This window comes from Sorangium sp. So ce1504, from assembly GCF_051521635.1.
GTDB lineage: Bacteria > Myxococcota_A > Polyangia > Polyangiales > Polyangiaceae > Sorangium > Sorangium cellulosum_B.
Genome location: NZ_CP150365.1, coordinates 3710425 through 3722529 on the forward strand (window position 1 = coordinate 3710425; position 12105 = coordinate 3722529).

10 protein-coding genes are annotated in these 12105 nt (G+C 71.6%); 3 read left to right on the plus strand and 7 right to left on the minus strand.

Going from position 1 to position 12105, the window contains the following annotated elements; all coding sequences use genetic code 11:
• Positions 1–93 precede the first annotated feature (93 nt).
• The 5 genes from WMF39_RS14175 to WMF39_RS14195 all read right to left on the minus strand — a co-directional run bounded on the left by WMF39_RS14175 (position 94) and on the right by WMF39_RS14195 (position 6265).
• Positions 94–252 (minus strand): hypothetical protein, encoded by a 159-nt coding sequence (locus tag WMF39_RS14175; protein WP_157906653.1) that lies wholly within the window; start codon positions 250–252, stop codon positions 94–96.
• 196 nt (positions 253–448) lie between these two features.
• Positions 449–1183 (minus strand): AgmX/PglI C-terminal domain-containing protein, encoded by a 735-nt coding sequence (locus tag WMF39_RS14180; protein WP_437746031.1) that lies wholly within the window; start codon positions 1181–1183, stop codon positions 449–451.
• A gap of 86 nt (positions 1184–1269) precedes the next feature.
• Complete coding sequence (locus WMF39_RS14185; RefSeq protein WP_437746032.1) at positions 1270–2103, minus strand: metallophosphoesterase family protein; 834 nt, start codon at positions 2101–2103, stop codon at positions 1270–1272.
• A 203-nt stretch (positions 2104–2306) separates the two neighbouring features.
• Complete coding sequence (locus WMF39_RS14190; RefSeq protein WP_437746033.1) at positions 2307–4475, minus strand: DUF1565 domain-containing protein; 2169 nt, start codon at positions 4473–4475, stop codon at positions 2307–2309.
• A gap of 83 nt (positions 4476–4558) precedes the next feature.
• A complete protein-coding gene (locus WMF39_RS14195; protein ID WP_437746034.1) occupies positions 4559–6265 on the minus strand; it encodes a hypothetical protein in 1707 nt (568 codons plus the stop codon).
• A 263-nt stretch (positions 6266–6528) separates the two neighbouring features.
• Here WMF39_RS14195 and WMF39_RS14200 point away from each other — a divergent pair, with 263 nt between their 5' ends.
• Positions 6529–6900, plus strand: a complete 372-nt coding sequence (locus WMF39_RS14200) for a hypothetical protein (protein WP_437746035.1) — start codon at positions 6529–6531, stop codon at positions 6898–6900.
• Positions 6901–7190: 290 nt separating this feature from the next.
• Here WMF39_RS14200 and WMF39_RS14205 read toward each other — a convergent pair whose 3' ends face one another.
• Together WMF39_RS14205 and WMF39_RS14210 are read right to left on the minus strand one after the other, a co-directional pair.
• Positions 7191–7631 (minus strand): hypothetical protein, encoded by a 441-nt coding sequence (locus WMF39_RS14205; RefSeq protein ID WP_437746036.1) that lies wholly within the window; start codon positions 7629–7631, stop codon positions 7191–7193.
• Between the two features lie 229 nt (positions 7632–7860).
• A complete protein-coding gene (locus WMF39_RS14210) occupies positions 7861–8586 on the minus strand; it encodes a hypothetical protein (RefSeq protein WP_437746037.1) in 726 nt (241 codons plus the stop codon).
• Positions 8587–8698: 112 nt separating this feature from the next.
• Between WMF39_RS14210 and WMF39_RS14215 the strand changes: the two genes are divergently transcribed.
• Together WMF39_RS14215 and WMF39_RS14220 are read left to right on the plus strand one after the other, a co-directional pair.
• Entirely contained in the window at positions 8699–9703 is a 1005-nt protein-coding gene (locus WMF39_RS14215; RefSeq protein ID WP_437746038.1) for a 3-oxoacyl-ACP synthase III family protein, read from the plus strand.
• 179 nt (positions 9704–9882) lie between these two features.
• Positions 9883–12096 carry a glycoside hydrolase family 3 N-terminal domain-containing protein gene (locus WMF39_RS14220; RefSeq protein ID WP_437746039.1) on the plus strand — a complete coding sequence of 738 codons (2214 nt, stop codon included), beginning with the start codon at positions 9883–9885 and terminating at the stop codon, positions 12094–12096.
• Positions 12097–12105: the final 9 nt, after the last annotated feature.

The following is a 12105-nucleotide window of genomic DNA, read 5'->3' on the forward strand; positions in this document are numbered from 1 at the left end:
CAAGCGGGAGAGACTAGTTGCCGGATGCGACCGCGGACAAACGAACGACAGCCGCGCCGCTCGCGGCTGCCAGCCGGGGAGCCGCGCTCGCCGCTAAAGCCTGCCGAGCACGGCCACCACGAGCAGGATGACCCCGACGAGCGCCGCCGTGATCATCGCGAACCTCATGAGGCGCGGCTTCAGCCACTTCCACAGGACGAGGCGAGCCACCTTCCACAAGAGCACCAGGATCTGCCGGAGGACCTTGCCCACGACGAGAGCGTAGCGCAGTCCCGCGGCGCGCGCTGCCAGCAAGGGCGGTAGAATTCGCGGCCAATGGACGAGCCCTGCGACCCTCGCCGGGTCGGACAGGGCGGGACGCAGCGCGCAGCGGCACGCCTGCCGGACACCTCCGCCAGCGGCCAGCCCGGCGTGCGGGCGATCGCTGCGGGCGGTGCGCGGCGTCACGTCAATCGATGTCGACGCTCACCTTCGATGCATAGCTGCCAGGAGAGGGGAAGGTGATCTCGCGCAGCGCGCCGGCGACACACTCGGCCGCCTCCTCGCCCCGTTCGTCGTTGCTGGACACGCCCACGCTGAGCGGCTTGCCGTCGGTGTCGATGTAGAGCGTGGCCTTGAGCTGGCTGGCGCCCGCCTGGCTCCGGCACGACGCGAGCGCCGGCCTCGCCTTCTTGTACGGCGTCCCGAGCTGGTCGGGCGTCCAGGGCACGGGCAGGCGCTCGTCGCTGCTCGGCTCGAAGGTGAAGCTGTTCTCCGCCAGGCCCTCTCCGCCGACCGGCTTCGGCCACCTCGTCGCCTTCAGGACGCTCAGCATGCACGCCTCGGTCTCGCGATCGCCCAGGTTCGAGTCCTTCACGAACGCCCAGCGCGCCGTGCCCTCCTCGGTCACCCGGACCTTGAAGCGGATCTCGCCCCCGAGATAGGGGATCCGCTGGACGCCTTTCTGGTAGCAGCGCGAGAGCCGAGACGACGCGCGCTCGAACGCCGCTTGCACCTTCTCCTCGTTCATGCCGCCGATCTCGGAACGCGAGTTCATCTTCGGGCTCGACGTCTCGACAGGCTCGGCGTCGACCATCACCGGCGCGACGGACGTGGGCGCGGCGCCGCCGCAGCCCAGCTGGGCCGCGAACGTCGAGAGAGCAACGACGGTGATCGTACCCCTGAGTAAGCACGTGAATTTCATGATCGAACGAGGACTCTATACGAGCCGCGTCTTGGGCGAAAAGAGCGCGATGAGGGGAACGCGCGCTGCAGTGCGTGTGAGAGATTCTACGCCAGCGCGAACGCCGACGCGCCGCTCCGAACGCGGGCCCGCTCGGACAGGAGGCGCCCGCAACGCACACGGTAGAGGCGTAGCGGTGAAGGTCCGTCCACGAGCGCCTGAGCGCAGAAGATGCGAGGCGGCGCGCCTGAGCGCACCGGCGCGTCGTGCGCTCGGTGCGTATGGCCGTGGATCACGTGAAGGTGATCATGCTCGTGGAGCAATGCCATGAGCTCAGCGCTGTTGATGAGCCCGTCCAGCCATTGCATCGCTCCGATCGGATGGCGGAGCGGCGGGTGGTGCTGGGCGAGCACGAGCGCGTCGCCCGAGCGGCGCGCCTCGGCGGCGAGCGAGGCGATCCACGAGAGCTCGCGGGCCGCGATCGCGCCCGCCGAGCGGGTCACCGGTTGCATCATGGCCGTCGAGACCCCGGCCACGACAGCCCCAGGCAGCGCGACGGCCGTCCCCTGCCTGCTCGTCGCCGCGAAGGGGCGGAGGCAGCCCTCCAGCGCGCGCTCCCACGCGCCTTCGGTATACGCGTCGTGGTTGCCAGGCACCAACGTGACGCGGGCCGGGTCCCAGCCGCTCTCCGCCAGGACGGCGGCGAGCACCTCGAACTGGGCATGGGTCCCGTCTTCCGTGAGGTCGCCGGTGAGCACCAGGTGGTCCGCCCCGGTCCGCCACGCCTCGATGAGCGCCGCCAGCGTGCGACGGCGCCGTTGCGCTGCGTCGATGGGGCGGCCGAAGCTCAGGTAGCGAAGCCGCCACCGCTCGGCGCCGCGGCGCCGGTCGTGATCCGCCTCGAGGAGATGGAAGTCCGTGAGGTGCGCGATCGTCGTCATCGACGCGATCGTGAGCCCTGACCGACGTCGTTCTCGCGACATCGACGCAAGCTCTCGGCGACGCAAACCATCGCTGCGCGAGGCGCCTCGACGCGCGCTTCGCGATCTCAACACGACATCCGCGAGCGCGTCGTGCGCGTGTCGCCGCGACGGCTCGACGTCCGTCCGGGCCGGGCGGGGCCGGGCCTTTCGGTGAGCGATCGTCACGGGGCGGGCGTGGCGCTGCTCGGGACGGGAAGCGCGCCTTCGGCGAGCTGATCGCTCTCCTGGTTGCCCTCGAAGCTGTTGTCCTCCGACACCGACGGCGCCTGCGCGCCCTGCACGACGAGGCCAAACCGGTTGCCGGTGGACTCCGAGCTCGCGAGCGCGCCGCCGCTGTCGCTGAACAGCAAACCGGCGCGCGCGCAGCGCTGCACCTGCACCGTGCTCACCTGCGCCGTCGAACCCAGGACCACGAGGCCGTCGCCCAGGTCCGGCACCGATTCCGTCTGCCCACCGGAGCTCAGGGCCGAGAACGTGCCGCCCTCGACCCCGAGGATGACCGTGTCCTCCACCGTGCTCGGCGAGGCCAGCAGCAGGCCCGCCACGCGGCTCTCCAGCACGGCCGACCTCTGGACGAGGACATGCGCCGCTCCGGCGCTCAGCAGGCCGACGCCGCCCGTGCCGTCGCGCTCCTCCGGCAGCGAGCGCTCGATGAGGCTGTCCGCGATCTCGAGGGTCGCGCCCCGGGACGCGGACACGCCCGCGACGTGGGGCTCGACGATATACGTCGACGCAAGCGTGGCGCGGCCACCCTGCACGAGCACGCCGGCGGCGCGATCCCGGTGCAGCGGGTTCGCGCGCGTGCCCTCGATGACCACGCCGCTCGCCGAGAGCGTCCCGCCCGAGACGAACAGCCCGGCGTCGCCGGCCTGGCGCACGAGGCTCGACGACAGCGAGAGCGCTCCGCCGCGCTGCTCGACGGCGACTCCGAGGTGGCCGCTCTCCGAGGCGGCCGCGCCATCGAAGAGGTTGCCAGATGCCTCGACCTCCGTGCCGGCGTCCGCGACGGCGAGCAGCGCGTCGCACGCGCCGGACAGCACGCTGGACGCGAGCGACGCGCGCGCGCCCTGCTCCACGGCCAGGCCGCCGGCTTCGGGCGCCGGGTCCGCCGCGGCGGCGATGAGGTTGCGCGCCGCCACGAGCTCCGCGCCGGCGCCCGTCACCAGCGCGCCCAGGTGATGGTGGACGAGCGCGTTCGCGTCGAGCCGGAGCGTGCCGTCCTCGAGGTGCACGCCGACGCCGTCTCTCGTCGCCGACGGCAGCGCCGCGGCCTCCAGCAGGTTGCCCTCCGCGACCACCTCCGCCGCCTCGGAGCTGATCCGCAGGTTGATCGTGCCGCCGACCAGCGCGTTCTCGGTGAGCCGCGCCTCGGCCCCGGAGACGACGAGCACGCTGATCCAGCCCTCGCCCGTTCCATCGTCCGCCCACGACGACTGGACGAGGCTGCGCGACAGATCGAGGCTCGCGCCAGGGAGCGCGACCACGAGCCCCTTGCCGCTCTCGCCCGTCACCCGGATGTCGCGCACCGAGACCGCCGCTGACTGGATCAACACCCCGATCGATGGGCTGAGCAGGCTCACGCCGCGCACGCCGGCGTGGTCGACGTCGTGGATCCAGACCGCGCTGACGTTGCCGTCGGGATCGCTCTTCTCGCCCCGGAGCACCACCCGCGAGGCGCACCGCCCGACGATCTCGATGGGCTTTGCGATCTCGATGGGCTCGTCGTACTCGCCCTCGGCCAGGACGACGCGCCCGTCCGCCTGAACGCCCGCCAGCGCCTCCGCCAGCGTCGTGAACGGCCTCTCCCGCGACCCGTCGCCGTCTCCGCCCTCGTAGCCAGGATCGACGTGGAGATCGCCGGGCGCCTCGACGATCTCGCCCCACGGCGCCGAGCCGCAGCCGTCCGGGCCGTCGATGGAAACACAGCCCTTCTGCGGGACCGCGAATGTCCCCTCCGGGCACCTGGCCATGGTGGGATGGCAGGCACCGCCCTCCACGAACTCCGCCGCACAGCCGGGGATGCCGACTTCGATGCAGCCCTCGTCGTGCTTCGGGATCGTCCCGGGCGAGCACTTCGCGAGCGCGGGGCGGCAGAAGCCGTCCTCGTCGACGAAGGCGTCGGCGCAGCCCCGAATGCCCACCTGCGCACATCCGCTGGCGCCGCTGATCTGCCCCGGCGCACACCCCGAGCCGCCGCCGCCTTCCCCCGGGAGGTGGGTATACGGGGGCAGGTCGGTGCTCTCGCAGCCGAAGAGCGAGACCGCGTACAGGCTGGAAGCGAGAGAAAAAAGACACCAGGGCGCCGAGTGTCCAAGCTTTGCGCGCAACACCCCACCAACCTAGCAGATGGTCCGATGCGCACGCCGGCAATGCGCGCCTCTCACGCCGTCTCTAGCTGCTCGAGACCGGACATTCACGGGCGTGACCCGGACAGCCGCACGTCGGCTCGCGCCCAGGCGCGCTTGAAGCGCGCGTGTGCGGCGTCCGCTTCCTCTTCCCTGCCCTGTGCGCGGAGGCTGCGCTCGAGCCCGCACAGCGACCAGCCGTTCTGCGGGTGCTGGAGCAGGTCCTCCCGGTACGTCGCCTCCGCGTCGCGCGCGCGGCCCGCCGTGAGGAGCACCGCGCCGAGCGTGTGGCGGACCGGCTCGGGCCAGTCCGGCGGCTCGAAATAGCGCAGCTCGTCCTCGATGCGCGCGGCGTCCTCGAGCATGCGAGCAGCGGCGCCGGTGTCGCCGCGCTCGGACGCGATCTGGCCCTCGAGCACGAGCGAGGCGATCTCGAGCAGATCCTTCGCGCGGTTCCTGCCGATCGTCGCGTCCTCCCGGCTCTCGGACGCTATCGCCCGGAGCACCGTCGCCTCGCGCGCGGCATCGTCATGGCGCCCCGTCGCGGCGAGCGCGCGGCCGCGCGCATAGCGCCATATCCCCGCCGTGTACCGCAGCTCGGGCGGCGGCGCCGGCTCTGCGAGGACGTCGTCCCACCGTCCGAACCGGACGAGCGCGAACAGCAGCGCAGGGCGGAACATCTCGAGCATCGGCATGTGTCGGACGTTGTGGTCGGGCACCGCCGCGGCCAGCTCTCGCGCGGCGCGCACGGCGACGGCGCTGCGCCCCTCCATGCTCGCCGAGACCGAGAGGAAATGGAGGTTGTGCGGGAAGTACATCATCGGATAGATGCCCTCCGGGCGCCGCTCGCGGATGTACCGGCGATCGGCCAACACCGCCTGCTCGTTCGCGTCAGAGGCGTCGGCGTAGCGACCGACGCGCATGAAGATGTGCGACGCCATGTGCACGAGGTGCCCAGCGCCAGGGGCCAGACCGCCGAGCCGCTCGGCGCTCGGCAACGCCCGCTCCGGCGCGCGCGACGCTTCGACCGCGTGGATGTAGTAGTGATTCGCGCCGAGGTGCTCGGGATCTCGCCGGAGGACGCCCTCCAGCGTGGAGACGATCTCCTCGGTCCCCGGCTGCGGCCGGCCGTCCTGCGTCCAGAGATCCCACGGGCGCAGATCCATGAGCGCCTCGGCGAAGAGGACACCCGCGTCGAGGTCGTCGGGGAAGCGACGGGCGAGCTCGCGCATCGCGCTCGCGTAGGCGCGGTCGAGGTCCGCGCGGTCGCGGTCCGGCGTGCGGCCCGACGTTGAAGCGTGGCGCTCCGCCAGCGCGTCGATGTACGCGCGCTCGCGCTCGCTGGCGGACGCGGCGAGCGCGCGCGCCTCCTCCACGGCCTCGAGGGCGGCCCGCTCCCGCGCCGCGTCGGCCGGCTGGTTGATGTTGGGGCCGAGCGTGAGCGCGATGCCCCAGCGGGCCATGGCGAGGCCGGGATCGAGGCGGGCGGCCTCCCGGAATGCCTTCCTCGCCTCGTCGTGGTTGAACGCGTAGACGAGCCGCAACCCCTGATCGAAATAGCGTTGCGCGAGCTGCGATGACGTCGTCACGGGGTGATGGAGAGCGCCGATGTCCTCGAACAGAGGGATGCGCTCGGCGTCGGGGGCCTCCGTAGGCGCAGGGCCGGTCGGCGGCTCCGCTCCGGGCGAGGCTGGGCGTGGCTCCGCGCCGCACGCCGCGAAGACGGCGCAGGCGCAGAGCAGGGGCAGGCAGGAGAGCGCGCGTCGAGCTGTCATGGACAACCTCCCTGGAGCCCGGATCGCCACGGGTTCCGACGGTCCAACATCCCCTCGCGGGGTCGCTTTGCCTCGGGCGCCTCCCTCCGGCGCGATCGCGGAGGTCGAGCCGAGCGAGGGCCATGCACGCGCGGTTCCCGCGGCGCGGGAAGGCAGCGCACAGAAAGCCCGGGCGTGGCCGGGCCATCGACGCGCCCGCGCGGTCAGCGCGGTCAGCGCGGTGCTCGATGGACGGACGGCGCGACTTGCGGCAACCTCGGGATATGACGACGTGCAGGGATGAAGCTCTCCGCTGGGTTCACCGCTACGCGATCGGCGGGGCGGCGTTCGCCGCGCTTCCGCTCCCGATCTCGACCTCCACCGGGCTCGTCGCGATCGAGACGCACATGATGGCGATGGTCGGCGAGATCTACGGCGAGAACATGGGATCCGTGGTGACGACCGCCGCCGGCGGGAGCTTCGCGATCCTCGGGCAAGGCCTGAAATTCCTGGCCACCCGGGCGGTCGGCTTCGTCCCCCTGATCGGGCCGGCCATCAAGATGGGCATCGCAGGGCTCACCATCGAGGCGATCGGCCGGGGCGTGGTGGGGCACTTCGAGAGAAAGTACCCGGGCAAGATCTTCGACAAAGCGTGAGCCGACGTGGCGTGCCCGGCGCGCGTGCGAGGCGCGCTGCGCGCGACGCGCTGCGCGCGACGCGCTGCGCGCGACGCGCTGCCTGCGGTGCACACGAGGCGCGGCGCGCGGACGAGGCGCGCTGCGCGCAGTGCGCCGGCGCGCGGAGCTGCCTGACGCGCACGAGCGGCAGCCCGCGCACGAGGCGCGGCGCGAGCAATGCGCCGCCTGCCGTGCACACGAGGCGCGGCGCGAGCAATGCGCCGACGCGCGGCGCCGCCTGGTGCGCCGCGCGCCGCCATCGACGTCCGTCAGTTCTCGCAGCCGCTGCAGGCGAGCGGGCAGGTGCCGTTCACCGTCGCCTGACAGTGAAGGTCGGGCGCGCCGGCGCTGTCGCCGTAGTCGCAGCAGATCTCGCCAGCGTCGCAGCATCGCACGCCGCAGCAGAGGCCTTCTTCGCAGCCGAAGCCGGGGGCGCACGCATTCGCGCACTCGCCCTGGATGCAGACCTGAGTCTCGGTGCAGGTCGTGCCGCACGACCCGCAATTGCGCGGATCACCGGCCAGGTTGACGCACTCCGATCCACAGCACGAGAGCCCGGGCTCGCACGTGCACATCGTGCCGCCCTCGCCGCCCATGCCGCCCTCGCCCCCCGTGCTCGTCGTCGCGACGGTGGAGGTCGCTCCGCCTTCTCCGCCCGCGCCCCCGCTGGAGGAGCTCGATGCGGTGACATAGATCGGCAGAACGTTCACGGTGCCCGGGTCAGCTTCACATCCAGCGACGGCGAACAATGCGGCCCACAACAGCAACGCGATCACCCGATGACAGGGCATGAGCACCTCCAAGCCGAAAATCACACTACCACGGAGGGGCGCGGCCACACGAGGGGGGCATGGCACACGGCGAAGCGCCGGCTGTATGCACTGCGTCGTACGCCGCTTCACGCGCGTCACGACGATGAACGCAGCGGCGCCTGCGACATCAGGGGGTGATGAGCTTGCAGTCTGACAGGAGCCCCGTGTACCAATCATCGGTCCTGTCGAGCCATGCGCCCTCGCTGGACCAACGGATGCCGGGCCGCTTCATCCTGCCTTCGACGGTGTAGGTGCATTTCACCGCGAACCGTGCGGACGGCAGCTTGCCTGCGGTGAGCGCGGACTCGCTCCAGAGGCCGGCGGCGAGGAACTGGACGCGGTCCGTGGTCGTGTAAGGACGGAGCAGTTTTTTGTCGTCCGCATCGCCCTTGGACCAACCCTGGGTGGGCGACTCGAACGCGCAGTGCCGGCCGCTGACTTCCTCGGCCGACCAACAGGCGAGATCCTTGATGTCGGTGGACACGAGGGTGACCTCGACCTGGGACTTGTCCCCGGGTTTCCACTTGGGGCCGGCCGTGCCGGCCGCAGGCTCACGCCCGAAATAGGCGAAGGCCGCGGCGAGGCCGCCGATGATGATGAGGAACAGGATCATGCTCTTGCCGAGCGAGCCGCCCTGCGGTTGGGCGGCGGCGCGAGGCCGCGCGCCGGGCTTCTTGCCGGCCGGGCGCCGCGCTGCGCCAGCCTGCTTTGCAGGACGCGAGGCTCTGGCCGGCGCGGCGCCGTCGGCGCGGCCCTCGCCGTCCTCCTCGCTGCGGGTGTCCTGCGCGTCGGCCTCGCCGGGAGGCGCTTCGTCCGTGTCGGGGCGGTCTCTGTCTTCGGAGCTCGTAGCCATCGAGGCGCTTTATGTACCGGAGCGCGCCCGCGACTCAAGCATTCCGTGGACCGAGCGGCAGGGCACGATCGCCCGTTCCAACGAGCAGCCCTTGATGTAGGCTGCGGCCGCGATGACGTTCGATGCCAGAAATCCACGCGCGCGCATCCTCGGCACGGGCCGCTCCCTGCCGCTCGCCGTCCCGACGAGCGAGGCGCAGGCGGGCGCGCCGCCGGCGGACGGCGCGGCGGGCGACCCGGGCGCGAGCGACGAGCGGCGCCGCGTCGCGCCCGGCGAGCGGACGAGCGACCTGGCGGCGCGGGCGGCGAAGGCGGCCCTCGAGGCGGCCGGCGTCGGGCCGCGCGATCTCGAGATGATCATCCTCGCCACATCGAGCGGCGACGCGCCGATGCCGGCGACCGCGGTGTACGTGCAGCAGAAGCTCGGCGCCGAGCACATCCCGTCGTTCGACCTCTCCGCGTCGCTGACGGGCTTCCTCTACGGGCTGTCGGTGGCGAACCAGTTCGTGACGGCGGGGACCATGAAGCACGTGCTCGTCATCGGCGCGGACCTGCTCTCCCGCCGCCTGGATCCGCGGGACAGGGTCTCGGCCCAGCTGTTCGGCGATGGCGCCGGCGCGGCGGTGATCGGGCCGGCGACCGGCGACGGTCGGGGGATCCTGAGCGTCGGCTTGCGCGCCGACGGGAAGAGGGCCGATGTGCTCCAGGTGCCCGGCGGAGGATCCGCGGAGCCGCTCACCGTGGAGCGGCTCGCCGACCGGCGGCACTACCTGCGCGTGAAGCAGCACGAGCTGCGGCAGGCCGCGGAGGAGCACCTCGGGGCCCACGCCCTCTCGGCGGTCGCGGCCGCCGGGCTTGCGCCCGCGGACGTCGACTGGGTGATCCCGCACCACGCCGACCCGCACCTCGTCGCCCTCCTCGCCGAGCGCCTCGGGTGCTCGCCCGAGCGTGTCCTCGGCGCGGTCGACGGCGCCAGCGCGGCCGGGACCTGCGCGGGCTCGGTGGCCATGGCGCTCGACGAGGCGCTCCGCGATGGCCGGATCGTGCCCGGGAATCACGTGCTGCTGTGTGCGCTCGGCGGCGGCCTCACGTGGGGCAGCGCCGTGCTCCGCGTCTGAGTCGACGAGGGCCGGGGTCTCGGGCGGCGGGCGGCCCGGCGGGCACACGGCCCTCGAGGGAACGCGCGCTGCGCTCGGCGGCGGGGTGGGGGGATTTCCCCACCGCCACGCTCGCGACGAAGGCGACGAGCGCGACGGTGGACTTGTCGCCGTGCGCTCCCCATCGTGCAGGAGAACCCATGAACGACGCTCCTCTCTACAAAGATGCCAAGCAACCCGTGGGAAAGCGGGTGGAAGACCTCCTGAGTCGGATGACCCTGGACGAGAAGGTGGGGCAGCTCATGCAGCTCGACGCCCAGGGAGATCTGGAGGACGCGATCGGGCGGATGAAGGTCGGCAGCCTCCTGCACTGCAACGGGAAGGACGCTGACACGGCGATCCGGCGCGCGCTGGACACCCGCCTTGGCATTCCGGTGCTGATGGCCGACGACGGGATCCATGGCCATTCCTTCTGGGCGGGCGCCACGATCTTCCCCACGCAGCTCGCCATGGCCTGCAGCTGGGATACGGGGCTCCTGGAGCAGGTCGCGCGGGTGACCGCCGCCGAGATGCGGGCCACGGGACTCAAGTGGACGTTCTCTCCCGTCCTGTGCCTCACACGCGATCTCCGATGGGGCAGGGTCGGGGAGACCTTCGGCGAGGATCCCTATCTGATCGGCGAGTTCGCCTGCGCGATGATCAAGGGCTATCAGGGCAAGGGCCTGGACGATCCGGACGCGGTGCTGGCGACCGCCAAGCACTACGCGGGGTACTCGGAGACGCTGGGCGGCCGTGACGCCTCGGAGGCGAACATCTCGCGGCGCTACCTGCGCTCGTATTTCCTGCCGCCCTTCGAGCGGGCCGCGAGGAGCGGCTGCATGGCCTTCATGACTGGATATCAGTCCATGGACGGGATCCCGGCCACCGCCAACCGCTGGCTCCTGACGGAGGTCCTCAAGGAGGAGTGGGGGTTCGAGGGGATCCTCGTGACCGACTGGAACAACGTGGGCAATCTCGTGCTCGATCAGAAGGTCTGCAAGGACATGGCCGAGGCGGCCACGGTGGCGGTCCGGAGCGGAAACGACCTGATGATGGCGACACCGCAGTTCTATGAGGGCGCCCAGGAGGCGGTGCGCCGCGGGCTCCTCGCCGAGGCCGAGATCGACGCGGTCGTGCGGCGCGTCCTGTCGCTCAAGTTCTCCCTGGGGCTCTTCGAGGACCCCGGGTACAGCAGCGAGCAGCGCATCCAGGAGATCATCGGGTGTGCGGCCCACCGGGACCTGAACCTGGAGGTCGCGCGGGCGTCTCTCGTGCTGCTCAAGAACGACGGCCTGCTGCCGCTCGCGGAGGCGGCGGCGTCGAGGCCCTTGCGGCGGATCGCGGTGATCGGCCCCAACGCAGACGACACGATCGCCCAGCTGGGCGACTGGTCGCTCGGCTCGGGCCAGATGAGCGGCGGCAACGGGCCGCAGCACCCCCGCTCGAGCATCGTCACGATCGTGGATGGGATACGGGAGCTCGCGCCTCCGGGGTGTGAGGTGGTCCATGCCGCGGGCTGCTCCGTTCTCGGCGAGGACGAGTCGGGCATTCCTGCCGCGGTCGAGCTGGCCCGGGGCGCAGACGCGGTGGTGCTGGTCCTGGGGGACAGGATCGAGCTCATCGGCGAGACGAAGAGCACGGCGACCCTCGAGCTCATGGGCGGACAGAGGGCCCTCTCGGACGCGATCGCCAGGACCGGCGTGCCCACGGTCGTTGTCCTCGTCAACAGCAAGCCGCTGGTCCTGCCGCGCTCGGCGCTCGGCGCGGCGGCGATCCTCGAGGCGTTCAATCCGGGGATGATGGGCGGGCGGGCCGTGGCCGAGGCGGTGTTCGGGACGATCAACCCCTCTGGCAAGCTGACGATCTCGTTCCCCTACCACGTGGGCCAGCAGCCGATATTCTACAACCAGGCCCGCGGTCAGCACGGGAATCGCTACGCCGACCTCACGCAAGAGCCGGCGTTCGCCTTCGGCTTCGGCCTGAGCTACACGCGCTTCACCTACGGCGATCTGAAGGTCCTGACGCCGAGCGTGGAGCGAGGCGGCACGGCGTCGTTCGAGGTGACGATCACCAACGCTGGCGGGCGCGATGGCGTCGAGATCGCCCAGCTGTACATCGAAGATCTGGTGACGTCGTCCACGTGGGCGCAGAAGGAGCTGAAGGCCTTCCACCGCGTGAGCCTGGCCGCGGGGGAGGCGCGCAAGGTGCGCTTCGACCTGCCCGTGGCGGAGCTGTCCCTGGTCGACGCGGAGGGGCGCCGCGTGGTGGAGCCGGGGGATTTCCGTGTCCACATCGGCTCGTCGTCCCGGCCGCAGGACCTGCTCAGCGCCGGCTTCGCCGTGCTTGGCGTTCCGCTGGCTCAACGTATCTTCTGAGGATCACTG

Excerpts from the sequence above, each read along its gene's own strand:
- WMF39_RS14215 (WP_437746038.1), top strand. The coding sequence starts at position 8,699 with ATGACGTTCGATGCCAGAAATCCACGCGCGCGCATCCTCGGCACGGGC.
- WMF39_RS14220 (WP_437746039.1), top strand. The coding sequence starts at position 9,883 with ATGAACGACGCTCCTCTCTACAAAGATGCCAAGCAACCCGTGGGAAAG.
- WMF39_RS14210 (WP_437746037.1), bottom strand. The coding sequence starts at position 8,586 with ATGGCTACGAGCTCCGAAGACAGAGACCGCCCCGACACGGACGAAGCG.
- WMF39_RS14200 (WP_437746035.1), top strand. The coding sequence starts at position 6,529 with ATGACGACGTGCAGGGATGAAGCTCTCCGCTGGGTTCACCGCTACGCG.
- WMF39_RS14180 (WP_437746031.1), bottom strand. The coding sequence starts at position 1,183 with ATGAAATTCACGTGCTTACTCAGGGGTACGATCACCGTCGTTGCTCTC.
- WMF39_RS14195 (WP_437746034.1), bottom strand. The coding sequence starts at position 6,265 with ATGACAGCTCGACGCGCGCTCTCCTGCCTGCCCCTGCTCTGCGCCTGC.
- WMF39_RS14185 (WP_437746032.1), bottom strand. The coding sequence starts at position 2,103 with ATGACGACGATCGCGCACCTCACGGACTTCCATCTCCTCGAGGCGGAT.